Origin of the sequence: Bradyrhizobium sp. (assembly GCF_022844465.1) — a bacterium.
In the GTDB taxonomy this organism is placed as follows: Bacteria; Pseudomonadota; Alphaproteobacteria; order Rhizobiales; family Xanthobacteraceae; genus Bradyrhizobium.
The window spans coordinates 134,818-161,635 of sequence record NZ_JALHLP010000004.1 but is presented as its reverse complement, the minus strand read 5'-3'; the positions used below and the strand labels follow the sequence as shown (position 1 = coordinate 161,635).

Genomic DNA, 26,818 nt, shown 5'->3' with positions numbered 1-26,818 from the left:
CGGCCCATGCGTTTTTGTTTTTTGAATCGAAGGGGGATCATATGTGCTGCAAGATGCTTGTCCTGAATGAACACCCATCCAGACCGCGCACCGCTTCCCATGGGCGCCCGCATGTTGGCGCTTGATCATTCACACATTGCCGCGATCGTTCTCATTGTCGAGGACGACATGATGCTGCGCATGCGCGCGGTCGACATGGTGGAAGACGCCGGATACACGCCACTGGAGGCGCTGGACGCCGCCGAAGCCGTCGCTATCCTGGAATCCCGCTCCGACGTCGCGCTGATGTGCACCGATATCCAGATGCCAGGCCAGATGGACGGGGTCGGACTTGCGCATGCCGTGCATGAGCGGTGGCCGGCGATCAAGATTATCGTGGTATCGGGGCAATTGAAGCTGCAGAACATCGATCTACCTCCGCACTGCAGGTTCTTCGGCAAGCCACTCGATGCCCACGAAGTGATAAACGAAATGCGCCACATGATCGGCCACGCCTGACGCCAGCGGTTTTCACCATCGAAAACAGCTAAAATCCCCCCAATACGGCAAAAAACCGCCCCTGAAGAACGGTGCGTTACTCAAGCCACGGTGATACAGTTGGCAATGGCCGATACCGATCTCCAAGCGGACCCGCGTCGTAATAGCAGCGCAACAGCAGACGATCTGGAGGCAGAGAATGTCAGCCTGCGGCTTCTGCTCGCGCAGGCCGAGATCGACGCGCAGAGCTTGCTTGAGACGGCCGGCATCGACGCCAGAGAGCGAGAGGCGGCCGACAGGCTGCAGAAGCTGATCCTCGAGGAAATGCATCACCGCATCAAGAACACGATCGCAACGGTCGGCGCCATCGTCTCGCAGAGCCTGCGCGACGTGCCCGAAGCCAGGCACGCGCAGCACGCCATCGAGGGAAGGCTGCTCGCGCTTGGGCGGGCGCACGATCTGCTGTTGCTGGCAAGATGGACCAGCGCCGACCTCGGCACGATCGTCCGCAGCGCCACCGAAGCCTTCGATGATCCCGATCAACCGAAGTTCTCGATCTCGGGACCCGAAATCCGCATGGTTTCGAGCGCCGTCATCGCCATCGCGATGACGCTGAACGAGCTTTGCACCAACACCACCAAGTTCGGCGCCCTGTCGGTCCCGCAAGGGCGCGTCGATATCCGATGGACGCTGGATCAGCAGGCGCGGCGCCTGCAGCTCACCTGGACCGAGACCAACGGCGCGGAAGTCCGCCCGCCCGCAAAACGCAGCTTCGGCACTCGGCTGATCGAGACCCTCGGCAAGCAGCTCCGCGGCGAGGTACGGCTGACTTATGCGCCGACCGGCTTCGTCTACGCATTCGACGTGCCGATGGCTTCTCTGACTTCGATCGCGGCATAGCGTCCCTCACGCCCGGCCGCCGCGCGCCTATTCCACGCCCGCCTCGTGCGGGGTGAACCGGTAGACCGACGAGCAGAACTCGCAGGTCACCTCCACCTTGCCGTCCTTGACCATGTCCGCGCGGTCGCTTGCGGCGAAGCTCCTCAGCATCGAGGACACCGCGTCGCGCGAGCAGGAGCAGCGCGCGCGCAGCGGCAGCGGGGCGAACACCCGCACCCCGCGTTCGTGGAACAGCCGGTACAGCAGGCGCTCGCCCGACAGATCCGGATCGATCAGTTCGATATCCTCGACAGTGCCGATCAGCGACTGACCCTCCACCCAGGCGTCGTCTTCCATAATCCGATGCGTCACCGCGCCATCAGGCGCATCGCCGGGATGCAGGTCGGCCTGCCGCGCCCGCTCCGGCGCCTTGGGCAGGAATTGCAGCAGCATGCCGCCGGCGCGCCAGCGATGTTTCGGGCCGTCGCCGTCACCGCCGCGCCATTCCTCGCCGACCGCGAGCCGCACGCGGGTCGGAATCTGTTCGGAGCGAAGGAAATATTCATGGGCGGCCTCTTCGAGACTGCCGCCGTCGAGCGCCACCAGCCCCTGATAGCGGCTCATGTCCGGCCCCTGATCGACGGTCATGGCCAGATGACCCTTGCCGAGCAGGGCGCCGGAATCCTGGCCGTCCGTCAGCCGCGATGCGTCATAACGCGCATAGGCGCGCAGGCGATCGGGCGCCTGGAAATCCACGATCAGGAACGACACCGGGCCATCGGTCTGGGTCTGCAGGATGAAGCGTCCGTCGAATTTCAGGGCCGAGCCCAGCAGCGTTGCCAGCACGATCGCCTCGCCGAGCAGCTTTCCGACCGGCGCGGGATAATCGTGCTTGGCCAGGACGTCGTCGAGCGCCGGGCCGAGGCGGGCCAGCCGGCCGCGCAGGTCGAGGGTCTCAACCTCGAACGGCAGCACGGTGTCATCGACCGGAACGGTCGAGGGCGCGCGGACCGGCGCCTCGGTCGTGATCCTGGTATCGGGGGATTGTGAAACCATGGCGTCTTATCTGGGGGCTCGGGGGCGAAACGAAAGGGGTTGAAGGGCGGCGAAACTATCTCGACACGTCGTCCCCGCGAACGCGGGGACCCATAACCACAGGCCTTTTTGTCGTAGCTGATGTCCACCACAGCGCCATGATCGAGAGACCACGCGGTATGGGTCCCCGCGCCCGTGCGCAATTGCGCACTAGGCGGGGACGACCGGGAGTTCTAGGCCACCGCGTCAAAACACCAGGCCAGAATTCCCTTTTGCGCGTGCAGGCGATTTTCGGCCTCGTCGAACACCACCGATTGCGGGCCGTCGATCACCTCATCGGTGACTTCCTCGCCGCGATGCGCCGGCAGGCAGTGCATGAAGATGGCGTCGCGGCTGGCCAGCGACATCAGCTTGGCATTGACCTGATAGGGCTTCAGCACGTTGTGACGGTGCTCGCCGTCCTTGTCGCCCATCGACACCCAGGTGTCGGTGACGACGCAGTCGGCACCGCGAACCGCGGCTTCCGGATCGTTGCCGAGCACGATCGGGGCCTGGGTCGCCTTGATCCAGTCCTTCAGCGCCTTGTTGGGCGCGAGCTGCGGCGGGGTGGCGACATTGAGCTGGAACCTGAAACGCTCCGCCGCATGCGCCCACGACGCCAGCACATTGTTGTCGTCGCCGGTCCAGGCCACGGTGCGGCCCTCGATCGAGCCACGATGCTCCTCGAAGGTCATCAGGTCGGCCATCACCTGGCACGGGTGCGAGCGCCGCGTCAGCCCGTTGATCACGGGCACGGTGGCGTGCGCGGCCAGCTCCAGCAGCGCGTCGTGGTTGAGAATGCGGATCATGATCGCATCGACGTAGCGCGACAGCACGCGCGCGGTATCGGCGATGGTCTCGCCGCGACCGAGCTGCATTTCCGCGCCGGTCAGCATGATGGACTCGCCACCGAGCTGGCGCATGCCGACGTCGAAGGATACCCGCGTCCGGGTCGAGGGCCGCTCGAAGATCATCGCCAGCGTCTTGCCCTCGAGCGGCTTGCCGGTCTTTTCATGGCCCTTCAGCTTCGCCTTCATGGCGGCGCTGGCCGCCAGCATGGAGCGCAGTTCGGCCAGCGGCAGTTCGCTGATGTCGAGGAAGTGGCGGACGGGCGCGCTCATCACCCCGCCGCTTTCTTCATCTGTCCGGCCGATAGCGCGACGCAGGCGCGCTCGAGCCGCTGGACCGATTCCTCGATCTCGGCTTCGGTAACGATCAACGGCGCCAGGAACCGCACCACGTTGTCGCCGGCGCCGACTGTCAGCAGCTTCTCCTCGCGCAACGCGTTGACCAGATCCCCCGACGGCACCACGGCCTTGACGCCGACCAGCAGCCCCTCGCCGCGCACTTCCGACAGCACCGCCGGATAGCGATCGACGACGGAGGCGAGCTTCTGCTTCAGCAACAGCGACATCTTCTGAACATGGTCGAAGAAGCCGGGCTTGAGCATGACGTCGAGCACGGCGTTGGCGGCGGCGATCGCCAGCGGGTTGCCGCCGAAGGTCGAACCGTGCGATCCCGGCGTCATGCCGGAGCCAGCCTCCGCGGTGACAAGGCAGGCGCCGATCGGGAAGCCGCCGCCGAGCGCCTTGGCCAGCGGCATGATGTCAGGGGTAACGCCGAGCTTGCGGTAGGCAAAGAGGTCGCCGGTGCGGCCCATGCCGGTCTGCACCTCGTCGAAGATCAGCAACAGGCCGTGGTCGTCGCACAACTGGCGCAACGCCTTGAAGAACGCGTTCGGCGCGGTGCGCACGCCGCCCTCGCCCTGTACCGGCTCGATCAGGATGCCGGCGGTGTGCGGGCCGATCGCCTTCTTCACCGCCTCGAGGTCGCCGTGCGGCACCTGGTCGAAGCCGTCGAGCGGCGGTCCGAACCCTTCGAGATATTTCGCAGAGCCGGTCGCAGCCAGTGTCCCAAGGGTTCGGCCATGGAACGCACCCTCGAAGGTGACGAGGCGGTAGCGCTCGGGGTGGCCCTTGGCGGCGTGATATCGGCGCGCGACCTTGATCGCGCATTCCATCGCTTCCGCGCCGGAGTTACAGAAGAATACGAAATCGGCAAAGCTCTGCTCGCACAGCCGCGCGGCGAGCCTGTCGCCGTCCGGCGACTTGAACAGGTTCGACATATGCCACAGTTTGGTCGCCTGCTCCTGCAAGGCCGCAACCAGATGCGGATGGCAATGGCCCAGCGCATTCACGGCGACGCCGGAGGTGAAGTCGAGATAGCGATCGCCATTGGTTGCGACCAGCCACGCGCCCTCACCGCGCTCGAAGCCGAGATCGACCCTGGCAAAGACGGGAAGCAGATGCGACGTGGCGCTATGGGTCATGGCAATCACTGAGGTTTGACCGGCCGCTTCACACGCGTGCATTGGCGCCAACGCGGGCATCAGCCGGTCTTGCTAAAACAAACGTGCCGCCTCTTGCGGGCGGCACGTGAGAGGCATTCTAGGCGGGCGGCGGGCGCTGTCAACACGGAGAAAACCGCGTTTCCGCATCGCAAGATGCGTCGATCCGCGGGATTCCGGGTGTGGTACAAAACACGCATCGCGATGCCCAGATGTCAGAACATGTGGACGCTTCGTCCCCGGACTCTTGCGCCTGAGTCTCGCCATATTGTAGCGTCTGGGCTGTCGGATACGACATCTCGTGCGGCGGTTGTGAACCCAAGAGTCCGTTTTGTGCTGCGTAAACGTCCGGGCGCGCTATCGCGCCCGGCGGGAGCTAGGGGATTCTGACTGCAGGGATTTTGACTGATAACACCGCCGGCGCTGTCCCAATTGGCCGGCGTGACGCGAAGGGAAGAATGCGATGACGGTATTGACCTGGTCCGAAGATCGCGTCGAGCAACTGAAAAAACTCTGGGAATCCGGATTGTCGGCCAGCCAGATCGCCGCAGAACTCGGAAGCGTGACGCGAAACGCGGTGATCGGCAAGGTCCATCGGCTCGGTCTTTCGGGCCGCGCCAAGAGTCCCTCCTCGGCCGCGCCGCGCCCGCGCAAGGCGCGTCCCGCCCAGCAGATGATGCGGGTGTCGCGCCCGGTCTCGCGCGGAAATACCGCGCTGGCGCACGCCTTCGAAGTCGAGATGGAGCCCGATCCGGTCGCGTTCGACAACGTCGTGCCGATGAGCCAGCGGCTGACGCTGCTGGAATTGAACGAAGCCACCTGCCACTGGCCGGTCGGCGATCCCGCAAGTCCGGAATTCTTTTTCTGCGGCGGCAAGGCGCTCAACAGCCTGCCCTATTGCGCGCATCACTCGCGCGTCGCCTATCAGCCCGCCGGCGACCGCCGCCGGCAGCAACCGAAGCCGACGCGGTAATCACTTCCCCTGGGTAATCACTCCGCCTTGGCGAACCGGTCATCCAGCGCGTAGCCGGCGCCGCGCACGGTGCGGATCGGGTCCTGCGCGCGGCCGGGATTGAGCAGCTTGCGCAGGCGGCCGATATGCACATCGACGGTACGTTCGTCGATATAGATGTCGCGGCCCCAGACGCTGTCGAGCAATTGCTCGCGGCTGAACACGCGGCCGGGATGCTCCAGGAAAAACTCCAGCAGGCGGTATTCGGTCGGGCCGAGATCGATCGGGCGGCCGGACCGCGCGACGCGGCGCTTTTCGCGGTCGAGTTCGATATCGCCATAGGTCAGGACGGTGGCCAGGCGCTCCGGGCTTGCCCGGCGCAACAGCCCCTTCACCCGCGCCAGCAATTCCGGCACCGAGAACGGCTTGACGATGTAGTCGTCGGCCCCGGTCGCCAGCCCCCTGATCCGCTCGCTTTCCTCGCCGCGCGCGGTCAGCATGATGATCGGCAACTGCCGGGTTTCCGGCCGCGCGCGCAGCCTGCGGCACAATTCGATGCCCGACAGGCCCGGCAGCATCCAGTCGAGCACGACGAGATCGGGCACCCGTTCCTTCAGCCGGGTGTCGGCGTCGTCGCCGCGGCCGACGGTTTCGACGTCATAGCCTTCGGCGTCGAGGTTGTAGCGCAACAGCGTGGTCAGCGCTTCCTCGTCTTCGACCACCATGATCCGTGCGCTCATATTGATTCAGCCTTCCATCTTGTCAGTTGCCGGGAACCGCGGCCGCGAAGTTCGTCATGTCGCCCTTGGGGCGCTGCTCGAGCATCTGCTGGCCTTCGATCATGTAGAAGACGGTTTCGGCGATATTGGTGGCGTGATCGCCGATCCGCTCGATGTTCTTGGCGCAGAACATCAGATGAATGCAGAACGAGATGTTGCGGGGATCTTCCATCATGTAGGTGAGGAGTTCGCGGAACAGCGAGGTACAGATGGCGTCGACTTCCTCGTCGCCCTTCCAGACCGCCATCGCCGCCGGAAGGTCGTGCGCCGCATAGGCGTCCAGAACCGACTTTACCTGCGACAGGACCAGATCCGTCATGTGCTCGATGCCGCGGATCAGCTTCAGCGGCTGGAAATCATTCTCCAGCGCCGCGACCCGCTTGCCCATGTTCTTGGCGAGGTCGCCGATCCGCTCGAGGTCGATGGCGACGCGCATCGCGCCGACGATTTCGCGCAGGTCCACCGCCATCGGTTGGCGCCGCGCGATGGTCAGCACCGCACGTTCCTCGATCAGGTGCTGCAGGCGGTCGATTTCAAGGTCGGATGCGACAACGCGCTTGCCGAGGGCAACGTCGCGGCGGATCAGCGCGTCGACGGATTCGGTGATCATGCGCTCGGTCAGGCCGCCCATCTCGGCGACCAGACGGGTCAATTCCTGAAGGTCGCTGTCGAACGCCTTGGCGGTATGGTCGGAAGCCATGTGCTGTCTCCTCAAGCCATGATGCGACCGGATCGCACCCTGGCCTTCTTTGCTTGTTTGAGCGTGATCTTCCCGGAGAGCGGGTTTCCGCTTTTCCGGATCACGCCGCAGACCCGTCTCCGTTGACGGTATCGAAACGGGTTTCCTGATCTCCGGGTCGACGCCACGCTCTCACGCGAACTGTTTTCGCTTCGCTCAAAACGCCCTAGCCGAACCGGCCGGTGATGTAGTCCTGGGTGCGTCGATCGCTCGGCGAGGTGAATATCTTGTTGGTGTCGCCGAACTCGACCAGTTCGCCGAGATACATGAACGCAGTCTTGTCCGAGACGCGCGCCGCCTGCTGCATGTTATGGGTGACGATGGCGATGGTGTAATTCTCGCACAGCTCATGGATCAATTCCTCGATCTTGGCGGTCGAAATCGGGTCCAGCGCCGAGCACGGCTCGTCGAACAGGATCACCTCGGGGCGCACCGCCACGGTGCGGGCGATACAAAGCCGCTGCTGCTGGCCGCCGGAAAGCGACAGGCCCGACGCATTCAGCTTGTCCTTGACCTCGTTCCACAGCGCGCCGCCGCGCAGCGCCTTCTCGACCCGGCCGTCCATCTCGGATTTCGAGATCTTCTCGTAGAGGCGAATGCCGAAGGCGATGTTTTCGTAGATCGTCATCGGAAACGGCGTCGGTTTCTGGAACACCATGCCGACGCGGGCCCGCAGCAGGTTGACGTCGAGCTTGGGATCGAGGATGTCGGTATTGTCCAGCATCACGTGACCGGTCGCGCGCTGGCCGGGATAGAGGTCGTACATCCGGTTGAAAACCCGCAGCAGGGTGGACTTGCCGCAGCCGGAAGGTCCGATGAAGGCGGTGACGCGGTTGACGCCGAGCGCCATGTTGATGTTCTTCAGCGCGTGGTTGTCGCCATAGTAGAAGTTCAGGTCGCGGGCGGTCACCTTGGCCGGCGCATCGGGCAACGCCATCTGCGGCACCGGCCCGGTTGCGGAACTCACGGATACGGACAGATCGTTCATTTCAGTGTCCTCTCGGCGCCGAGGATGCGTGCGCCTATATTCAGGGCCAGCACGGTGAGCGTGATCAGCAACGCCCCGGTCCAGGCCAATTGCTTCCAGTAGGCATAGGGGCTCTGCACGAAATTGTTGATGGTGACCGGCAGGTTCGCGATCGTCTTGGTCGGGTCGAGGCTGAAGAAGTGGTTGGAGAGTGCCGTGAACAGCAGCGGCGCGGTCTCACCGGCGACCCGCGCGGTGGCCAGCAGGACGCCGGTGATGAGACCGGCGCGGGCGGCGCGATAGGCGACCCGCTTGATCACCAGCGAGCGCGGCATGCCAAGCGCGGAGGCCGCCTCGCGCAGCGGATTGGGAACCAGTCCGAGCATGTCCTCGGTGGTGCGCACCACCACCGGGATCACGATCACCGCGAGCGCCAGGCAGCCGGCAAGGGCCGAAAATCCGCCCATCGGCACCACCACGGCGCCGTAGATGAACAGGCCGATGATGATCGAGGGCGCGCTCAACAGGATATCGTTGATGAAGCGGATCACAGAGGTGAGCTTGTCGTGCTTGCCGTATTCGGCGAGATAGGTGCCGGCGAGCAGGCCGAGCGGCGCACCGATGCCGACGCCGACCGCGGTCATCATGATCGAGCCGACGATGGCGTTGCGCAGGCCGCCATCGGTCGATCCCGGCGGCGGCGTGTCCTGGGTAAAGACCGCAAGATTGATCCCGGCAACGCCGTTGAAGAACAGCGTGAACAGAATGAGGCCGAGCCAGACCACGCCGAAAACCGCCGCGCCGACGCACAGCAGGCGGATGATGATGTCGTTGCGGCGGCGGGCTGCGTAGATCGGGTTCATGTCAGCTCCCCGCCTGTCGTTCCAGCCGCGACAGCATCAGCCGCGCCGCCGCCAGCACCATGAAGGTGAGCAGGAACAGCAGCAGCCCGAGCAGGATCAGGCCCGACTGGTGCAGGCCGTCGCTCTCGGCGAATTCGGAGGCGATCGCCGCCGAGATCGTGGTGCCCGGCGCGAACAGCGACGACGATATCCGGAACGAATTGCCGATGATGAAGGTGACCGCCATGGTCTCGCCAAGCGCGCGGCCAAGCGCCAGCATGACGCCGCCGATGACGCCGACGCGGGTATAGGGAATGACGACGCTGCGGACCACCTCCCAGGTGGTGCAGCCGACCCCATAGGCGGCCTCCTTCAGCACCGGCGGCACCGTCTTGAAAACGTCGACCGAGATGGCGGTGATGAAAGGCAGCACCATGATCGCCAGGATCAGCGCCGCGTTGAACAGGCTGAGATAGGACGGCGGACCGGCGAAGATCGTTCCGAGCACGGGGACGCCGTCGAACAGGCTGATCATGGCGGGCTGGAAATGGTTGGCCAGGAACGGCCCGAGCACGAAGAAACCCCACATGCCGTAGATGATCGAGGGAATCCCCGCGAGCAGTTCGATGGCAAGCCCGATCGGTCGGCGCAGCCAGATCGGGGCTATCTCGGTCAGGAAGATCGCGATGCCGAGGCCGACCGGAACCGCGATCAGCATCGCGATGAAGGAGGTGATCAGCGTGCCGTAGATCGGACCCAGCGCGCCGAGCACCGGCGGATCCGCCGACGGCGCCCAGCGCTGCGTCCACAGGAAGGCGACGCCATACTCGCTGATCGCGGGCCAGGCGCCCACGATCAGCGAAAGGATGATGCCGCCCAGGATGAGGAGAACGGAGATCGCGCAGGCGCGAGTCACCCAGTAGAAGGTGACATCGCCGAGCTTGAAAGCGCCAAGCGCCCGGGCGCGATCGTACGGTCCGGCAGCCTCCATCACATCGCTTTGAACCGCCATGTCCGCCACGAAAATTCCCCGTACTATAGCCCAACCGGCCGGAATCCGGCGCAAAGATTTTAGCCGCCCTTCGGTGTCGCAAACTTACCGGTGTGGCAAAGCTCAAAAGGGGGTGTCCAACCCGGGACTGGCCGGGTTGGACCATGCGGTTGTGACGCCTGGACGGGTCAGCTCTTGATCTCGGACGACCAGGTCTTTTCGATCAGCTTGACCACGGGGTCCGGCATCGGAATGTAGTCGAGTTCTTCCGCCATCTTGTCGCCCTTCTGGAAAGCCCACCGGAAGAACTTGATCGCCTCCTGCGAGGCGGCCTTGTCGGTGGCGTCCTTGTGCATCAGGATGAAGGTCGCCGCCGTGATCGGCCAGGAAGCGTCGCCGGGCTGGTCGGTCAGGATCACGTAATAGCCGGGCGCCTTGGCCCAGTCGGCGTTTGCCGCCGCTGCCTGGAAGGCGGCAATGGTCGGCTGCACGGCCTTGCCGGCCTTGTTGACCATCGAAGCGGTGGTCAGGTTGTTCTGCTTGGCGTAGGCATACTCGACATAGCCGATCGAGTTCCTGGTCTGGCCGACATTGCCGGCGACGCCTTCATTGCCCTTGGCGCCGACGCCGACGGGCCATTCGACCGCCGTACCAGTGCCGACCTTGGTCTTCCAGTCAGCGCTCGTCTTGGAAAGATAGTCGGTGAAATTGAAGGTGGTTCCCGAACCGTCGGAGCGGCGCACGACCGTGATGGCTTCGGCCGGCAGTTTCAGCTTGGGATTGAGTTTGGTGATCGCCGGATCATCCCACTTCTTGATGTTGCCGAGGTAGATGCCGGCCAGCAATTCGCCCGACAGCACGAGTTCGCCAGGCTTGATGCCGTCGAGGTTCATGACCGGCACGATCGCGCCCATCACCATCGGCCACTGCACCAGGCCGTCCTTTTCGAGTCGCTCGGCCTTGAGCGGGGCGTCGGTGGCGCCGAAAGTGACGGTCTTGGCCTGAATCTGCTTGATGCCGGCACCGGAGCCGATCGACTGGTAGTTCAGGCCTTTGCCGGTTTCTTTCTTGTAGGCGTCCGCCCACTTTGAATAGACCGGGAACGGGAAGGTCGCGCCAGCGCCAGTGATGTCCGAGGCGAATGCCGGGGTCGCCACGGCCAGCAGGCCGGCTGCGACGATTGCCTTAAAGGGTTTCATGGGAAGCCTCCGTCGTTGGTGAGCGAAGCGTCTGTTACGCCCGATCGCGCTCACGGCGCCCCGTTTAGGCGCGGTCAGTAGAGCTTTTACGAAGGTTTCGTGACATCTGGATGACAGTCACAAGCTATTGAAATATATGACTTTAGATCGCCTCGGCCGGTTTTGCCTGGGGAAAACAGGCGGTGAATGTCGCGCCCTTCCTGGGCACGCTTTCGATCAAGAGGCGGCCGCGATGTCGGACCACGATATGCTTGACCAGGGACAGGCCAAGCCCGGTTCCACCTTGCGCGCGGCTATCGCCGACGTCGACGCGATAAAACCGTTCAGTCAGCCGCGGGAGATGTTCCGGGGCTATTCCCGGACCGAAATCGCGCACCATGACGCGGACTTCCGGCGCGCCCTCGCCCGAGGTCGCCGTGACGAGCGAGACCGCAACCTTGCCGCCGGAGGCGCCGTATTTCAGCGCGTTCTCGATCAGGTTCTCGAACAGCCTCAGCAGTTCCTCGCGGTCGCCGGCAATCGTCACCGGCTTGTCCGGGATTTCGACTGCGATGACGACCTGACGTTCCCTGGCCAGCAGCTCCAGCCCCTCGACGACCTGGCGGATGATCGGCACGATATCAACCAGCACGTCGGGCCGGACATGGGCTGACAATTCGACCCGCGACAGCGACAACAGATCGTCGATCAGCCGCGCCATCCGGGTCGCCTGGGTATGCATGATGCCGAGGAAGCGTTCACGCGCCTTCGCGTCGTCCCTGGCCGGCCCCTGCAACGTGTCAATGAAGCCCGACAACGCCGCGAGCGGCGTACGCAGTTCGTGGCTGGCATTGGCGACGAAATCGGCCCGCATCTCCTCGACCCGCCGCAGCGGCGTCTGGTCGTGGAAAGTCAGCAGCAGGCATTTTTCGGCGCCGCCGAACGGCGTCGGCATCGGCACCGGCGTGATGGTCAATTCCATCCAGCGGTCGACCGGCACCTGATCGAGGTAGGTGGTCCGACGCGATTCGCTCGTTGCCATCGCCTCGCGCAAGGCGGTGATGATTTCGGGCGAGCGAAGCGCGAACTGGGCCAGCTCGTTCTTGCGCAACGCGGGCGCAAGCTGGGCGGCGGCGGCATTGAGGTGAATGACGCGGCCGGCGCGATCGAGCAGCACGGCCGGGTCCGGCATTCCGGCGACGACGGCGGCGACGGCCGCGGACTCGGCCGGAGTGACGGCGCGGACTTCCTCACGCGAGGCGACCGTGTGCCGCATCCGCCACGGCACCAGGGCCGCGGCGGCGATGCAGGCAAAGACCGCCGCGGCGGGCGCCAGCGAGAGATCGGCCAACGCCACCAGCGCGCTCAGCGCGAGGCCGGCGGCAAGCAGGATGATGGCGGAATGCCGCAGCCGTTCCGGCCACGGCGCAAAGAAAGAGGAGGAACCGGAATCGTCTATCGCCATGGCGTCGGCTTCTTCCCTGGGTTTCGCCGCGCTTTCTTCGCTTCGCAAGAAAAACGCCGCCAAATCGGTTCAACCCCGCTGGGCCGTCGCGTCAGGCGCCGCCGTCGCCACGCTCGCGCACATAGACGGCTTCGCGTCGCGGCTCAGCGGCAGGCCCAGGCGTCAGCCGGCGCAGGCGCTTGACCCGCGCGCCAAGGATAATTTCCCGAAGCGTCAGCAAGATTACAGATGTGACGAACGGACCGATATAATACAGCAGCCGGAACAGCAGCATCCCGGCCAGCAGATCTTCCCGGTCCATCTGCCACAAACCCACCAGCATCGCGGCATCGAACACGCCAAGTCCGCCAGGCGAATGGCTGGCGAACCCCAGCAGCGTCGCCGAGACGAAAATGACCGCGACCACGACAAACCCGATATGGGGCTCGTCGGGCACCAGCATGTACATCGCCAGCGCACAGAAGCCGAGATCGACGATGCCGATGGCGATCTGCAGCAATGTCAGCGGGCCGCCCGGCAGCGTGACCGTCCAGGGCCCGCGGCCGACGACGCGCGGCCGAACCGAGACCCAGGCGACATATCCGATCAAGCCGATGATGATGCCAACGGCTACGACGCGATTGAGCCAGACCGGCAACTGGTCGATCGAGGCGGCGGCCTCCGGGTGATAGGCGATGCCCATTCCCAGCACCGCGGCATTGCCGAGCCAAAACGTCAACCCTGCCAGAAAGCAGACCTTGGCGACGTCGATGGCGTTCAGTCCCCAGGCCGAATAAATCCGGTAGCGAACGGCGCCGCCGGTGAAAACGCTGGCGCCGACATTGTGGCCGATCGAATAGGAGGTGAAAGCCGCCAGCGCGTTGACGCGATAGGGGATGTGGCCGTGACCGATCGCGCGGACCGCAAACCAGTCATAGAAGGTGAGCGTGAAATAGCCCGCCGCGACGAACAGAGCCGCCAGCGCGATCCGGCGCGGCTCGGTTCGCTTGATCGCATCGATCACCTCGTTGGCGTCGATGCCGCGGAGCATGTGATACAGCACGTAGCACGCGACGGCGATGACGGTGACGCTGACCACAACGCCCAGCCGATGCAGGACCTGCTTCTGGCGCAGAAACGCGATCGCCCTGCGTATTGCTTCCAGCATTTAGACCTCGAATTGCGATCCTGCAGCAGCGATATCGGCCAGAACCCAGCCGAGGCTACACTGCTCCATGGCTGCTCTGGTAGCGCGTTTTGAACCGGAGTGGAATTCGCCTGATGACAGTAAAACGCGCTTCTTCAGCCTATTAGGCGAACGGATGCCGGTGGAGGCGCGGTTTTGCCGCCATCTCCCCGCCGGCACGCGGTTCCGGCGCATTGGCGGCAGCGGCTGCAAGCCGGTGGCGGCGACGAAGTGCTCTTGCGCCACGGGCGCGGTCACTCGGCGGGCGCGTTGCGCGAGATCGCCCGGCCGCGCAACCATGATCCGAGCGTACATCCGCAAAGGTAGATCGCGGACATCAGGAGGCCGAGGTCAAGCCAATAGCCGGCGCGGCCGGGCACGACGCGCGCGAAGGCGGCCGCAACCAGCGCCGTCGCCAAGGCGACCAGCCACCAGCGCCATCTCTCCGAGACCCCTGCGCCGCGCTGAACCACGGATATCCAGCCGACCGCAAGGCCGAGCCACAGCGACGCCAGCAACGCTATCCAGTAAAATGTCGTCAGATGGATCATGCCTACTTCACCACGAAATCGATGCGGCGGTTCTGCGCCTTGCCTTCGTCACTCGCGTTGGCCGCAATCGGCTGCGTCGATCCATAACCGACCGCGCTGAAACGGTTCGCCGGCAATCCCGCCTTGACGAGGTAGTCGACGACCGCCTGCGCACGCTTCTCCGACAACGCCTGGTTGGCCGAATTCTCGCCGTCGGAATCCGTGTGGCCGGCGATCTCGATATTGGCGTTCGGGCAGCGCAATGCGGTTTCGATCAGGCGGTCGAGCAGCCCGGCCGAATCCTCGACGATGTTGGCCTTGCCGGATTCGAATCTGATCCTGGCCTTGCCAAGCAGATCCGCGAACAATTGCTGACAGACGGTGGCGTCAACCGGCGCGGCGGCCGGCCTGACCGATATCTCCGGCCTGAACTGCCAGCCCGGCGGAAAGTCCTTGCCGAGGCCGGCGCGAATCTGATCGGCGGCCGCTTCATAGAGCGCATCGCCCGACAGCTTCACCTCCCGGTCCGAGACCACCAGCGTGCCGGTCGACAGCCGCGAAAGCGCGCTCAACGCAGGCGTCACCGCATTGGCAAAGCCCGCGGGCGCGCCGACGCTCGCCTTGAGGTTGTCCACCACCTTCTCCCTGAAGAACTTGCGTCCCGCCGCCGCCACCAGCGCCGCATGGACGGTATTGTCAGGAACATAGCCGGTCAGCGTCAGCGTCACCGCGACCGGGTCCTTGTACGCCTGGAAGATGTAAGGTGGCGCCCTGACGTCATTGGCCGCGACCGAGTAGCCTTCGGGCAGGTTACGCAGCGCCGCGGTGATGGCCTCCCGGCCGCCGAGATCCCGCGCCATGCCGGACAGGCTGACCTTGGTGTCCGACAGCGTGATCTTGCCGTCCTTCAGCTTGCCGATCTGGTCGAGCAGCAGCAACGCGGCGCTATCAAAGCGCGGCGGCGCGCCGCGCGCGAGATTCATCGCATCGACGACCTCCACACCGCCCAGATTGGCGCGCGCCGCCTCCAGCACCCTGGCTTTGGTCGCCGGCAAGGGCGCATTTCCCGACAGCGTGACCCGGACGACGTCGCGTTCAGCCGACCAGGCAAACGGCTTGGCTTCGGGAACGAGGCGCGTCTGGTCGTTGACGAGCCGCACGCCCGGCACGGCCTCCACCGAGGCCACCGCGCTGGCGCGCCCGTCTTCCGAGAACGCTTCCGCCGCAAACGTCACGTCGCGACCGGCGACCGAGATACGCCGCTTGTCGAGCAGGGTGTCCTTGAGCGCCGCGGTCGCACGTTGGACCAGATCGGCTTCCAGCGGCTCCGTGCTGTTCCAGGCCGCGATCGCCCAGAAGATGACCAGGGGAATTACGCCCGGCCACCATTTACTACTCCACCCGAAGAGTCGGTGCATTCGAGGTCCTGCGGGGCCATGGCGCCCCGTTTCCGAAGTTCGTTCGCGGTCACGTCGCCCCGATGCGAACTTCGGGCGCAAGGGGCATTGCGAACAGAGAGAAAACAAACCCTGACGGGGCTGTCAAACCCGAAATGGCATCTGAAGCGGAGGGCGCGGATGCTTGTTACGGCTAACAGTTTCTTTAGCGGTCGGCCGCTAACTTGGTCGGCAGCCCAACACGGCAACCCGGCGGCCCGCCACCTCGATGAAACGACTTCGCAACACCGCTATCCGCGCCGGCTTTGAGGCGCTCTATTTGTCCGGCGCGCATTACCTGCTGCGCCCCCTGCTCGCGGGCGTCGGCGCCATTTTCATGCTGCACCACGTCCGCCCGGGCCGCGACGACGCGTTTCAACCCAATCATCACCTTGAGGTTGAGCCGGAGTTCCTGCGCGCGATGCTGGCGCATCTGCGCGCCCTTGACATCGATATCGTCACCATGGACGAGGCGTATCGGCGGCTCCAGGAGCGCGATTTCGCGCGGCGCTTCGCCTGCTTCACCTTCGACGACGGCTATCGCGACAACAGGGATTACGCCTTGCCGATCATGCGCGAGTTCGACGCGCCCCTCACCATCTATGTGACCAGCGATTTCGCCGAAGGGGTCGGCCGGCTGTGGTGGGTCGGGCTCGAGCATCTGATCTCCACGGCGTCCTCGATCGAGGCTCCAATCGGCGGCGTCGCGACCCGCCTGGATGCCTCGACGCCGGCGGCCAAGCAGGCCGCCTTCGACCGGCTGCACGACTGGCTGCGCGGCCTTCGCGGCGAACGCGGCCCGCAGCGCGAGGTCTCCGTGCTTTGCCGGCGCCACGGCATCGACGAGGCCGGGATCGTCCGCGACCTCTGCATGTCCTGGAACGAGCTGAAGGCGTTCGCGAACGATCCGCTGGTGACGATCGGCGCGCATACGGTCACGCATTGCAATCTGGCGCGGCAGCGCGAAGCGACGGCGTCGTTCGAACTGACCGCAAGCCGCGCCCGGATCGAGGCCGTGCTGCAGCGGCCAGTGCTGCATTTCGCCTATCCCTATGGCGACCGGCTCGCCGCCGGCCCGCGTGAGTTCAAGCTGGCGCAGGCGGCCGGCTTCAAGACGGCGGTCACCACCCGGCCGGGCATGATCTTCCCGGAGAGCGCCGACCACCTCACGGCGCTGCAGCGCGTTTCGCTCAACGGCAATTACCAGGACGCGCGTCTCATCCCGGTCCTGACCTCCGGCGCCGCCACCGCGGTCTGGAACGGCTTTCGCCGCATCGACGCGGCCTGAATTTCGTTTCACTTCCCTTCTGTCTCCGCGGAAGGAACCCCTCACCTGTCTCGAATGAGCTCTGCTCATTCGATCCACCCTCTCCCACAAGGGGGAGAGGGAAAGAGCACCTTCCTTGACTCGCACCACGCCTCCCGCCAAAACCGCCGCAAAGCAATGGAGGAAGCCATGTTCAAGGATCTGTTTTCGCTTCACGGCCGCGTCGCGCTGGTGACGGGCGGATCGCGCGGCATCGGCAAGATGATCGCCGCCGGATTTCTCGCGCAAGGCGCGGCCAGGGTCTACATCACCGCGCGCAAGGCGGGCCCCTGCGAAGCGACTGCGAAGGAACTGTCGGCCGCCTATGGCGGCGAATGCATCGCGCTGCCGATCGACATTTCCACGGTCGCGGGCTGCGACAAACTCGCCGCCGAGATCATCAAGCGGGAGCCGAAGCTCGACATCCTCGTCAACAATGCCGGCGCGGCATGGGGCGCGGAGTTCGACGAGTTCCCGGAGAACGGCTGGGACAAGGTCATGGACCTCAACGTCAAGTCGGTGTTCTTCCTGACCAAGGCGCTGGCGAAGCCGCTGCGCGCCGCCGCTTCGCCGGAGCGGCCGGCCAAGGTGATCAATATCGCCTCGGTCGACGGCATCTTCGTCAACCCGGGCGAGACCTATTCCTACGCCGCCAGCAAGGCCGCGGTAATCCACCTGACGCGGCGGATGGCCACCAAGCTGGTCAAGGACCATATCAACGTCACCGCGATCGCGCCGGGCGCGTTCAAGTCGGACATGAACCGCGCCGCGCGCGACCGCTCGGACGAAGTGGCCCAACGCATTCCGGCGCGGCGCATCGGCACCGACGAGGACATGGCGGGGATCGCGATCTATCTGGCCGCGCGCGCCGGCGATTACGTGATCGGCAACACCATCGCGGTCGACGGCGGCGTGGTCTACGCCAACGCCGGGCTGGAGATCGCGGGGTAGAGGGGCGTGAAACCCCAGCAGTTGTCATACCCCGCGAAGGCGGGGTATCCAGTAAGCCGCGGCCTGGATTGGCTGGCCGCGGCGTTTCTACAATTCTCGCTTACGTTTACTGGGTCACCCGCCTTCGCGGGTGACGACAGCTCGGATTGAAGGCGCGGTTTACGCCCCCCCCTCACGTCTCGATCTTCACATACTCGAAATCGCCGGGCTTGTTGTCGATGCCGACCTTCGGCGGCGAGATCCAGTTGGCGTAGGCGCCGGTCCCGGTCACCGGTTTCATCAGCGAGGCGATGAAGTCGCCGTCTGCGGTCGAAGGCAGCCATTCGCCCTTGCGGGCGTTCCAGGTGGCGTCGTCGATCAGCGCGCCCTCGGGCGTGGCGTTGACATCCTTGAACTCGCCGATCTGGCGGTGGAAGGCGACGTTCGGCAGCGCCAGCTCGAAGTTGAAGCCGGCAAGCGAAATGATCTTGTTCCAGCGCAGCAGGCCCTTGACGCAATCCTGCGTGTAGTCGTCGCGCAGCCGCATGTTGAGCGCGGTCAGCGCCGGCTCGTCGACCCGCCTGATCACGCCATCGACCAGCTTGAGCACCGGGTAGGTCGCGTTCTTCAGCTGGTGATCGTCGTCGATCTGGGTTTCCCGGTAGCGGCCCTTGATGCCGGCATTGAAGGCGTTGGCGGCATTGGTCGAGACTTCCGATCCGAACAGATCCAGCGACAGCGAATAATGCAGGTTCAGCTTCTTCTGGATCGTCGGCAGGTCGATGACGCCGAGCGCGCGCACCCTGGCGATGTCGGCGGGATCAGCGATGCCGGCCTGATTCATCGCCTCGCAGGTGCGCTGCACGACGCGGCTGATGCCGGTCTCGCCGACGAACATGTGGTGCGCCTCCTCGGTCAGCATGAAGCGGCAAGTGCGCGACAGCGGATCGAAGCCGGACTGCGCGAGGCTGTGCAGCTGCATCTTGCCGTCGCGGTCGGTGAAATAGGTGAACATGAAGAACGACAGCCAGTCCGGCGTCGCCTCGTTGAAGGCTCCCAGCATGCGCGGCGAATCGGCGTCGCCGGAGCGGCGGCGCAACAGATCGTCGGCCTCCTCGCGGCCGTCGCGGCCGAAATACTTCTGCAGCAGATAGACCATGGCCCAGAGATGGCGGCCTTCCTCGACATTGACCTGGAACAAATTGCGCAGGTCGTAGAGCGAGGGCGCGGTCTTGCCGAGATGGCGCTGCTGTTCGACCGAGGCCGGCTCGGTATCGCCCTGGATCACGATCAGGCGGCGCAGCGTCGCGCGGTGTTCGCCGGGGACTTCCTGCCAGGCCGGCTTGCCGTAGTTCTCGCCGAAGGGAATGACGCGGTTCTCTTCCTGCGGCGCCAGCAGGATGCCCCAACGATATTCCGGCATCCTGACGTAGTCGAACTTGGCCCAGCCGCGCGGATCGACCGAATAGGCGGTGCGCAGATAGACCAGCGATTGCTGGAAGCCTTCCGGCCCCATATCGTTCCACCAGTCCATGTAGCCGGGATGCCAGCCCTCCAGCGCCTTCAGCACCTGGCGGTCTTCGCTGAGATTGACGTTGTTGGGAATCTTGGTCGAGTAGTCGACGTTCATGATGTTCATGGTGGCGGCCTCCCGTGTTGGGGGTGTTTAGCGAATAGCGAATGGCGAGTAGCGAATGCAAGAAGGGCGACTATTCGCCACTCGCCATTCGCTATTCGCCCCTTAAACTCTCGTCATGTCGAACTGCGGCTTCTGGCCGCTGCCGTAGCGGCGCAGCGCGCCGTCTTCGCCGACCGCGTTGGGGCGCTGGAAGATCCAGTTCTGCCACGCCGTCAGCCGCGAGAAGATTTTCGATTCCATGGTCTCCGGCCCCGCGAAGCGCAGATTGGCTTCCATGCCGGTGAGGCCGTCGGGCGAGAACGAGGTGCGCTCCTCCAGGAACACCCGCACCTCGTCGTCCCAGTCGATGTCGTCGAGGGCAAAGGTGACAAGACCGAGTTGCTCGGCCTCGGCGGCGTCGAGCGGCGCGCCGATGGCGGCTTGCGCGCGCTCCAGATCGGAGGGATCGGCCAGGAAGCGCGATTGCAGCCGGGTCAGGCCATGGCTCATCGGACAGGGGCCGAAGTTCATGGCGGTGAGCTGGATCACCGGCGGGCTGCGGTTGTCGCCCTGCCGCGAGCCGATCAGCATGTAGGAGCGGTCGGCGGCGAACACGAGTTCGGCGAGCGTGCCGGCGAAGCAGGAGCCGGGCTCGACCAGCGTCACCAGCGTCCGAGAGGTGACGTCGATGCGCTTGAGGACCCGCTTCCAGTAATGCCTGATCTCGTTGACCAGCCAGTGCCCCTTGTTGGCTTCGAGCAAGCCGTCGCAGGCGACGACACTGGCGGGATCGCCATGCGACTTGAACAGCAGCATCGCGATTCCGAGCTCGTTGATGCGCAAATGGAGAATCGCGTCATCGAGTTCGCGCGCCACCTGCAACGGCCAGAACGACGCGCCCTGTGCGATCAGGCCGTCGATATCACCAGGCGGGGCCGCCTCCGGCGCCTTGATCGAGATGGTCGCGATCCGCGCCGCGCGGTCGATGTCAACGGCAACGAAGCCGTAGCGGATGCTGCTGTCGTCGACGGTCCGCGTCAGCGGCGTCAGCGCGATGCCGTTGCCGCTGCCGCTGCCGCTGCGCTTCGAGCTTGCCGCGAATTCCCTGGCCCGTTCGGCGACCTTGCCCTCGAGCTTGCTGTTGGGGACGATCTCGTCGACCAGCCGCCAAGCGACGGCGCGCTTGCCCTTGATGCCTTCCTCGATGGTGCAGAAGAAATCGGCATGGTCGCGGCGCACCTTGCGCTTGTCGACTACGCGCGTCAGGCCGCCGGTGCCCGGCAGCACCGCGAGCAGCGGCACCTCCGGCAGCGACACCGCGGCAGCGCCGTCGTCGGCGAGCATGATGTGATCGGCCGCGAGCGCCAGCTCATAGCCGCCGCCGGCCGCGGTGCCGTTGACCACGGCGATGAAGCGCTGCCCGGAATTCTCCGAGGAATCCTCCAGGCCGTTACGGGTCTCGTTGGTGAACTTGCAGAAATTGACCTTGTGGGCGTGGGTCGCCCCCGCCAGCATGCGGATGTTGGCGCCGGCGCAGAACACCCGGTTCTTGCCCGAGCGGAGCAGCACCACCTTGACCCCGGGGTGCTCGAAACGGAGCCGCTGCACCGCATCGGCAAGCTCGATGTCGACGCCGAGATCGTAGGAATTCAGCTTGAGCTGATAGCCCTCGAACAGGCCGGCATTCTCGTCGACGTCCATGGTGAGTGTCGCGACCTCGCCGTCCACGCCAAGCTTCCAGTGCCGGTAGCGTTGCGGATCGGTCTGGAAATCGATGTACTTCGCGCCGCCTGCGAGGACGCGATCTTCACCGGCCATGGGCCACCCTCTATTGACGTCTCGTTGAGTGTAAACATGCAAAATAATGCACGTTAACGACCGAGTCCAGTTCGAAACATCTGAAATTTGCATTTTGTTGCATGTTCAGGCGGTTGGCCGCGAAACGCGGCATTACGCCGCCCGCCCCTGCGAGCCGCGCAGGCCCAAAACCGCATTTGCGAATTCCGAGATCGCGGCCAGCGTGGGCTCCGGCGCTTCCCGATGCGGCTGATGTCCGGCCTCGGGGATGATGGTCACATCGACCGGGCAGTAGCACTCTTCCTGCGCGATCGCGACCTGGCGCATGGTGCCGTACTGATCGTTCACGCCCTGCAGGATCGCGATGGGCACGCGGATATAAGCGAGATACTCGGAAATATCCCAGTCGCGGAACGCCGGGTCGAGCCAGGCGTCGTTCCAGCCATAGAAGGCGTTGTCGACGTCCTTGTGCCAGCGCGACAGCTTCGCTTTCAGGTTCGTGGTCGCGTAGGTCTTCCTGATCTCGGCGATGGAGGCGACCGAGATATCCTCGACGATGAAATGCGGGGCGATCAGCGCAATACCCTCGACGCGGTGATCCTGGTGCGAACCGGCATAGATCGCCGCGATCGAGGCGCCGTCGGAATGCCCGAGCAGGAGGCCGCGGCGAAAGCCTGTTCGCTCGAGCAGTTTCGGCAGCACATCGAGCGCCTCGGTGTGCATGTAATCGACCGGACGCGGCAATCTCGCCGGCGTGGAATTGCCATAGCCGGCGCGCGAATAGGCCAAGACGCCGGCGCCGGTCGCGGCCTGAAGCTTCTCGGGGAAGTCACCCCACAGGCCGACGGAGCCGAGGCCTTCGTGCAGCATGACAATGGTCGGTGCCTGTTCAGGCGATGGGCCGATCATGCGGTATTCGAGATTGGCGTCGCCGATGGCGAGGAAGCCTGAGGGGGAAAGGGTTGTCATTGTAACCGCTCCCTTCGCAACACGTTGCGCTGAGCCCTCTCCCCCCTTGCGGGGGAGAGTTGGAGAGAGGGGTAGCCACGGGCAACGCCGTTGCGGCTTACCCCTCTCCCTAGCCCTCCCCCGCAAGGGGGGAGGGAACGACCGCCTCTCGCGGCAACACCTTGCACTTCAAATGACCCGCACGTCACGACTTCGCCGCTTCACCATCCCGCAATTTGAACCGCTGGATCTTCCCGGTCGCCGTCTTCGGCAAACTATCCACCACGTCGATCCAGCGCGGGTATTTCCACGGACCGATCTTCTGCTTGACGTGCTCCTTCAGCGCCTCATGCAGGCCGTCGGTGCTGGTGCCGGCGCGCAGCACCACAAAGGCCTTCGGCTTCAGCAGCCCTTCGGTATCGGCTTCCGGCACGACGGCGGCTTCCAGCACCGCCGGGTGGGTGATCAGCGCGCTCTCGACCTCGAACGGCGACACCCAGATGCCGGAGACCTTGAACATGTCGTCGGAACGGCCGCAGAAGGTGTAACGGCCATCGGCATCGCGGATGTACTTGTCGCCGGTCCGGGTCCAGCGGCCCTCGAAGGTTTGCCGGCTCTTGCTGCGCTGGTTCCAGTAGCCTTCGCCGGCCGAGGGTGCATCGACCAGCAGCTCGCCGACCTCGCCGTCAGGGACGTCGCCGCCGGCTTCATTGACCAGCCGCACCTTGTAGCCGGGCACCGGCCGGCCGGAGGAGCCGTATTTGACGTCGCCGGGCGCGTTGGACAGGAAGATGTGCAACAGCTCGGTCGAGCCGACGCCGTCGAGAATGTCGACGCCGAACCGCGCCTTCCAGGCGTTGCCGACCGATTCCGGCAGCGCCTCGCCGGCCGAGGTGCAGATGCGCAGGCGGTTGCCGGCGCGCGCGTCCTTCAGCGCCTCGTCATTGAGCATCGCCGCAAACAGCGTCGGCACGCCGAAGAAGATGCTGGGGTTGTACCGGTTCATCAGTGCGAACATTGCCGCCGGCGTCGGGCGCTCGGTGTTCAGCACCGTGGTGGCGCCGACCGACATCGGAAACGTCAGCGCGTTGCCGAGGCCGTAGGCGAAGAACAGCTTTGCGGCGGAAAGGCCGACATCGTCCTCGCGAATGCCGAGCACCTGTTTGGCGTAGGTATCGGCGGTGGCGGCGAGGTTGGCGTGCAAGTGCCGCACGCCCTTGGGCATGCCGGTCGAGCCCGACGAATACAGCCAGAACGCCGGCTCGTCCGGATGCGTCGCGGCTGTTGCGAATGAATTGTTCTCGCGCGCGAGTTCGTCGGCGAGTTTCGTGTGGCCGTGCGAATCCGTGCCGGCGACGACGACGTGTTCGAGCTCCGGCATCCGCCCGACGATGTCCTTGACGGCAGGCAGCAGCGCTTCGGAAATGAAGAGAACGCGCGCCCGGCAATCGGCCAGCACATAGGCATACTGGTCGGACGTCAGCAGCGTATTGAGCGGCACCGGCACGATGCCGGCGCGGATCGCGCCGAGGAACACGGCGGGAAAATCCACGGTGTCCAGCATGATCATCGCCACCCGCTCCTCGCGGCGGACGCCGAGCCGGCGCAGCAGGTTGGCGACGCGGCGGCTTTGGTTCTGCAGTTCGCCGTAGCTGAGTTCGCGGACGGTATCGGTGAAGGCGAGCTTGGCGCCGCGGCCTTCATCGACATTGCGGTCGAGCAGCCAGGTCACCGCATTATACGAACCGGACGTGCCGCTCACGACGCGCGCTCCCCTGGGTTTTCAGAATTATAATTCATAGAAAGACACTGGCTGCGCTTGCTGTCAATCCACGCCGGCACTATGTTTCCGCTCCTCTTCATCCCCGCAAGCAAACCGACCCAGGGCAAATGACCGAGGCGAGCGACTCCGAAACCGGCTTTCTCGAAGCGCTCGGCCAGCGTGTCCGCACCATGCGGGCGCTTCGCGGCATGTCGCGGAAGGTGCTGGCGCGGGTGTCGGGCATCTCCGAACGCTATATCGCCCAGCTCGAAAGCGGCAAGGGCAACGTCTCGATCGTGCTGCTGCGCCGGGTATCGGGCGCGATGGGCGCGCATCTGGAGGACCTCATTCCCGAAACCGAGCCGGCGCCGGACTGGGCGGTGATCCGCGACCTCTTGCGCAAGGCGACGCCGGCGCAGATCGCGCAGGCCAAAGAGGTTCTCGCCGGCGGCGACCAATCGGGGCAGCGGCGGATGGCGTTCGCCGGCATCGCGCTGATCGGCCTGCGCGGCGCCGGCAAGTCCACGCTCGGCCGGATGCTGGCGAAGAAGATCGGCTGGAGCTTTGTCGAGCTCAACAAGGAGATCGAGACGCAGAACGGATTGTCGGTCGCCGAGATCATCGCGCTCTACGGCCAGGACGGCTTTCGCCGCATGGAGCAGGCGGCGCTGACGCAACTGCTGGCGCGAAAGGAACCGATGGTGCTGGCGACCGGCGGCGGCATCGTCGCCGAGCCGTTGACGTTCGAGCTGATCCTGTCGTCGTTCTACACCGTCTGGATCAAGGCCGAGCCGGAAGAGCACATGGCGCGGGTGCGCGGCCAGGGCGACCTGCGCCCGATGGCGGATGATCGCTCGGCGATGACGGAACTGCGCAACATTCTGGTCAGCCGCGAGCCGCTGTATGCGCGGGCCAATGCCGTGGTCGATACCGCGGGGCTTACCGTCGATGCCGCAGCCTCCCGCCTGGTCGATGCGGTGGCGCCAGTGCTGCACGACAAGCACGCCTTCGGGCTGCGCAGCGCGGCGTCGTGACCGTTACTTGCAAGCGCCACTGGAAGAAATCGCAGGACACCCGATCAGATGTCGGCGATCAGCCAGACCTCTTCGACACCGCCATCGACCGCAGCGCCACCCCAAGATTGTGCTTGCCGTGCCTGGGAGGCGTGTCAAAATTCGCCTGTTGTTCAATGGGCGAGCATTTCGGCTCGCCGCCGAAGGATGCCCCGCCATGATGAGCCAGGAACAGAACGACCTGATCACCCGCACCGGGCGCAACGATCCTTGCGGGAAACTGATGCGGATGTACTGGCAGCCGGCGGCGCTGGTCGACGAGTTGCAGGGACCGCGGCCGGTGCGGCCGGTCAAGCTGCTCGGCGAGAACCTGGTGCTGTTTCGTGACGAGCAAGGCCGCTACGGCCTGATCGACCGCCACTGCGCCCATCGCGGCGCCGATCTCGCTTTCGGCCGCCTCGAGAATGGCGGCTTGCGCTGCGCGTTCCACGGCTGGCTGTTCGACGTCTCCGGCCAATGCCTGGAAACGCCCGCGGAGCCGAAGGGCTCCAGCCTGTGCCAGGGCATCAGGCAGCGCTCCTATCCCGTGGTCGAAAAGGGCGGCATGCTCTGGGCCTATCTCGGCGAAGGCGAACCGCCGGCGTTTCCGGAGATCGACTGCTTCGTCGCCCCCGACAGCCATACCTTTGCGTTCAAGGGCCACATCAGCTGCAACTGGCTGCAGGCGCTGGAGGTCGGGATCGATCCGGCGCACGCCTCCTTCCTGCATCGTTTCTTCGAAGACGAGGACACGTCCACTGCCTACGGCAAGCAGTTTCGCGGCGCTTCGGCCGGAACCGACCTGCCGATGACAAAGATCCTGCGCGAGCACGATAGCCCGATCATCAATGTCGAGCACACCGAATACGGGCTGCGCCTGATCGCGCTGCGCGAGATCGACGCAGAGCGCACGCATGTGCGCGTCACCAACCAGCTGTTTCCGCATGGCTTCGTGATTCCGATGAGCCAGGAGATGACGATCACGCAGTGGCACGTGCCGGTCGATGACGAGAACTGCTACTGGTACGCGATCTTCACCAGCTACACGTCGCCGGTCGACAAGAAGAAGATGCGCGACCAGCGTCTCGAACTCTACGAGCTGCCGGATTACAAATCGCGCAAGAACATCAGCAATGCTTACGGCTTCGATCCGCACGAACAGGCGACCGCGACCTATACCGGCATGGGCAGCGACATCAACGTCCACGACCAGTGGGCGGTGGAATCGATGGGCGCGATCCAGGACCGCAGCAACGAGCATCTCGGTACTTCGGACAAGGCGATCGTGCAGTATCGCCGCCTGCTGCGGCAGGAGATCGACAAGGTCGGCGGCGGCGAAAAGCCGTTCATGTTCCTGGACGCCGCGCATGCGCGCAGCATCCAGGGGCCGGCTACCATGGACGGCATCGGACCGACGAAGGGCTGGGAGATCTATTGGATGGAGGTCGACGTCAAGCGCCGCCGCGGCGCGCCGTGGGCCGCGCCGGTTCCGACCGAGATCGCAGGCAGGATACGGCATTTGTCGGCGGCGGAGTGAGATTTAAGGTACCGTCATTCCGGGGCGATGCGACAGCATCGAACTAC

At 64.9% G+C, this 26,818-nt stretch carries 25 protein-coding genes; 7 read left to right on the top strand and 18 right to left on the bottom strand.

The features are described 5' to 3' along the window. Positions 1–111 precede the first annotated feature (111 nt). Positions 112–498, top strand: a complete 387-nt coding sequence (locus Q0D31_RS10555) for a response regulator (RefSeq protein ID WP_291849899.1) — start codon at positions 112–114, stop codon at positions 496–498. Positions 499–603: 105 nt separating this feature from the next. Next, complete coding sequence (locus tag Q0D31_RS10550) at positions 604–1,377, top strand: sensor histidine kinase (RefSeq protein WP_291849575.1); 774 nt, start codon at positions 604–606, stop codon at positions 1,375–1,377. A gap of 27 nt (positions 1,378–1,404) precedes the next feature. On the opposite strand, the gene Q0D31_RS10545 is transcribed toward Q0D31_RS10550, so the two are convergent. From Q0D31_RS10545 to Q0D31_RS10535, 3 genes are all read right to left on the bottom strand, one after another. Next, a complete protein-coding gene (locus tag Q0D31_RS10545) occupies positions 1,405–2,412 on the bottom strand; it encodes an Hsp33 family molecular chaperone (protein WP_291849572.1) in 1,008 nt (335 codons plus the stop codon). A gap of 212 nt (positions 2,413–2,624) precedes the next feature. Further along, complete coding sequence (gene argF, locus Q0D31_RS10540; RefSeq protein ID WP_291849569.1) at positions 2,625–3,551, bottom strand: ornithine carbamoyltransferase; 927 nt, start codon at positions 3,549–3,551, stop codon at positions 2,625–2,627. After that, on the bottom strand, positions 3,551–4,759 hold the full coding sequence (locus Q0D31_RS10535) for an aspartate aminotransferase family protein (RefSeq protein WP_291849567.1): 1,209 nt from the start codon (positions 4,757–4,759) through the stop codon (positions 3,551–3,553). Before Q0D31_RS10535 ends, argF begins: the two co-directional genes overlap by 1 nt. Before the next feature lie 481 nt (positions 4,760–5,240). Here Q0D31_RS10535 and Q0D31_RS10530 point away from each other — a divergent pair, with 481 nt between their 5' ends. Then, complete coding sequence (locus Q0D31_RS10530; protein WP_291849564.1) at positions 5,241–5,750, top strand: GcrA family cell cycle regulator; 510 nt, start codon at positions 5,241–5,243, stop codon at positions 5,748–5,750. A gap of 17 nt (positions 5,751–5,767) precedes the next feature. Here Q0D31_RS10530 and phoB read toward each other — a convergent pair whose 3' ends face one another. The 11 genes from phoB to Q0D31_RS10475 form a co-directional block, all read right to left on the bottom strand. Further along, positions 5,768–6,469 (bottom strand): phosphate regulon transcriptional regulator PhoB, encoded by a 702-nt coding sequence (gene phoB, locus Q0D31_RS10525; RefSeq protein ID WP_291849561.1) that lies wholly within the window; start codon positions 6,467–6,469, stop codon positions 5,768–5,770. A 22-nt stretch (positions 6,470–6,491) separates the two neighbouring features. Beyond that, a complete protein-coding gene (gene phoU / locus Q0D31_RS10520; protein WP_291849556.1) occupies positions 6,492–7,208 on the bottom strand; it encodes a phosphate signaling complex protein PhoU in 717 nt (238 codons plus the stop codon). A 205-nt stretch (positions 7,209–7,413) separates the two neighbouring features. Continuing rightward, positions 7,414–8,235 carry a phosphate ABC transporter ATP-binding protein PstB gene (gene pstB, locus Q0D31_RS10515; protein WP_291849553.1) on the bottom strand — a complete coding sequence of 274 codons (822 nt, stop codon included), beginning with the start codon at positions 8,233–8,235 and terminating at the stop codon, positions 7,414–7,416. Continuing rightward, positions 8,232–9,077, bottom strand: a complete 846-nt coding sequence (gene pstA / locus Q0D31_RS10510) for a phosphate ABC transporter permease PstA (RefSeq protein ID WP_291849550.1) — start codon at positions 9,075–9,077, stop codon at positions 8,232–8,234. The genes pstB and pstA overlap by 4 nt, the downstream gene beginning before the upstream one ends. Before the next feature lies 1 nt (position 9,078). Further along, the gene (gene pstC, locus Q0D31_RS10505; protein ID WP_291849546.1) at positions 9,079–10,077 is read right to left on the bottom strand and encodes a phosphate ABC transporter permease subunit PstC; all 999 of its coding nucleotides are present in this window, start codon (positions 10,075–10,077) and stop codon (positions 9,079–9,081) included. 158 nt (positions 10,078–10,235) lie between these two features. Continuing rightward, positions 10,236–11,246 carry a phosphate ABC transporter substrate-binding protein PstS gene (pstS, locus tag Q0D31_RS10500; protein ID WP_291849543.1) on the bottom strand — a complete coding sequence of 337 codons (1,011 nt, stop codon included), beginning with the start codon at positions 11,244–11,246 and terminating at the stop codon, positions 10,236–10,238. A gap of 142 nt (positions 11,247–11,388) precedes the next feature. Then, positions 11,389–12,690: an ATP-binding protein gene (locus Q0D31_RS10495; RefSeq protein WP_291849540.1), complete on the bottom strand. Its 1,302-nt coding sequence runs from the start codon at positions 12,688–12,690 to the stop codon at positions 11,389–11,391. Between the two features lie 91 nt (positions 12,691–12,781). Continuing rightward, on the bottom strand, positions 12,782–13,837 hold the full coding sequence (locus tag Q0D31_RS10490) for a lysylphosphatidylglycerol synthase domain-containing protein (protein ID WP_291849537.1): 1,056 nt from the start codon (positions 13,835–13,837) through the stop codon (positions 12,782–12,784). Next, positions 13,838–14,113, bottom strand: coding sequence for a hypothetical protein (locus Q0D31_RS10485; RefSeq protein WP_291849534.1), 276 nt, complete (start codon positions 14,111–14,113; stop codon positions 13,838–13,840). Then, positions 14,110–14,406 (bottom strand): hypothetical protein, encoded by a 297-nt coding sequence (locus Q0D31_RS10480; RefSeq protein WP_291849531.1) that lies wholly within the window; start codon positions 14,404–14,406, stop codon positions 14,110–14,112. Before Q0D31_RS10480 ends, Q0D31_RS10485 begins: the two co-directional genes overlap by 4 nt. 2 nt (positions 14,407–14,408) lie before the next feature. Beyond that, on the bottom strand, positions 14,409–15,803 hold the full coding sequence (locus Q0D31_RS10475) for an OmpA family protein (protein WP_291849528.1): 1,395 nt from the start codon (positions 15,801–15,803) through the stop codon (positions 14,409–14,411). Between the two features lie 247 nt (positions 15,804–16,050). Between Q0D31_RS10475 and Q0D31_RS10470 the strand changes: the two genes are divergently transcribed. Both Q0D31_RS10470 and Q0D31_RS10465 read left to right on the top strand, forming a co-directional pair. Then, positions 16,051–17,109 carry a polysaccharide deacetylase family protein gene (locus Q0D31_RS10470; protein WP_291849525.1) on the top strand — a complete coding sequence of 353 codons (1,059 nt, stop codon included), beginning with the start codon at positions 16,051–16,053 and terminating at the stop codon, positions 17,107–17,109. A 168-nt stretch (positions 17,110–17,277) separates the two neighbouring features. Continuing rightward, on the top strand, positions 17,278–18,078 hold the full coding sequence (locus tag Q0D31_RS10465) for an SDR family NAD(P)-dependent oxidoreductase (protein ID WP_291849522.1): 801 nt from the start codon (positions 17,278–17,280) through the stop codon (positions 18,076–18,078). Positions 18,079–18,250: 172 nt separating this feature from the next. Here Q0D31_RS10465 and boxB read toward each other — a convergent pair whose 3' ends face one another. The 4 genes from boxB to Q0D31_RS10445 form a co-directional block, all read right to left on the bottom strand. Continuing rightward, a complete protein-coding gene (gene boxB / locus Q0D31_RS10460) occupies positions 18,251–19,687 on the bottom strand; it encodes a benzoyl-CoA 2,3-epoxidase subunit BoxB (protein ID WP_291849896.1) in 1,437 nt (478 codons plus the stop codon). Between the two features lie 111 nt (positions 19,688–19,798). Continuing rightward, the gene (gene boxC, locus Q0D31_RS10455) at positions 19,799–21,493 is read right to left on the bottom strand and encodes a 2,3-epoxybenzoyl-CoA dihydrolase (protein ID WP_291849519.1); all 1,695 of its coding nucleotides are present in this window, start codon (positions 21,491–21,493) and stop codon (positions 19,799–19,801) included. A gap of 132 nt (positions 21,494–21,625) precedes the next feature. Next, positions 21,626–22,441 (bottom strand): alpha/beta hydrolase, encoded by an 816-nt coding sequence (locus tag Q0D31_RS10450; protein WP_291849515.1) that lies wholly within the window; start codon positions 22,439–22,441, stop codon positions 21,626–21,628. 184 nt (positions 22,442–22,625) lie between these two features. Next, the gene (locus Q0D31_RS10445) at positions 22,626–24,182 is read right to left on the bottom strand and encodes a benzoate-CoA ligase family protein (protein ID WP_291849511.1); all 1,557 of its coding nucleotides are present in this window, start codon (positions 24,180–24,182) and stop codon (positions 22,626–22,628) included. 26 nt (positions 24,183–24,208) lie between these two features. On the opposite strand from Q0D31_RS10445, the gene Q0D31_RS10440 reads away from it, so the two are divergent. Next, complete coding sequence (locus tag Q0D31_RS10440) at positions 24,209–25,216, top strand: helix-turn-helix transcriptional regulator (protein WP_366518512.1); 1,008 nt, start codon at positions 24,209–24,211, stop codon at positions 25,214–25,216. A 196-nt stretch (positions 25,217–25,412) separates the two neighbouring features. Beyond that, the gene (locus Q0D31_RS10435) at positions 25,413–26,771 is read left to right on the top strand and encodes an aromatic ring-hydroxylating dioxygenase subunit alpha (protein WP_291849508.1); all 1,359 of its coding nucleotides are present in this window, start codon (positions 25,413–25,415) and stop codon (positions 26,769–26,771) included. The last annotated feature ends 47 nt before the right edge of the window (positions 26,772–26,818 follow it).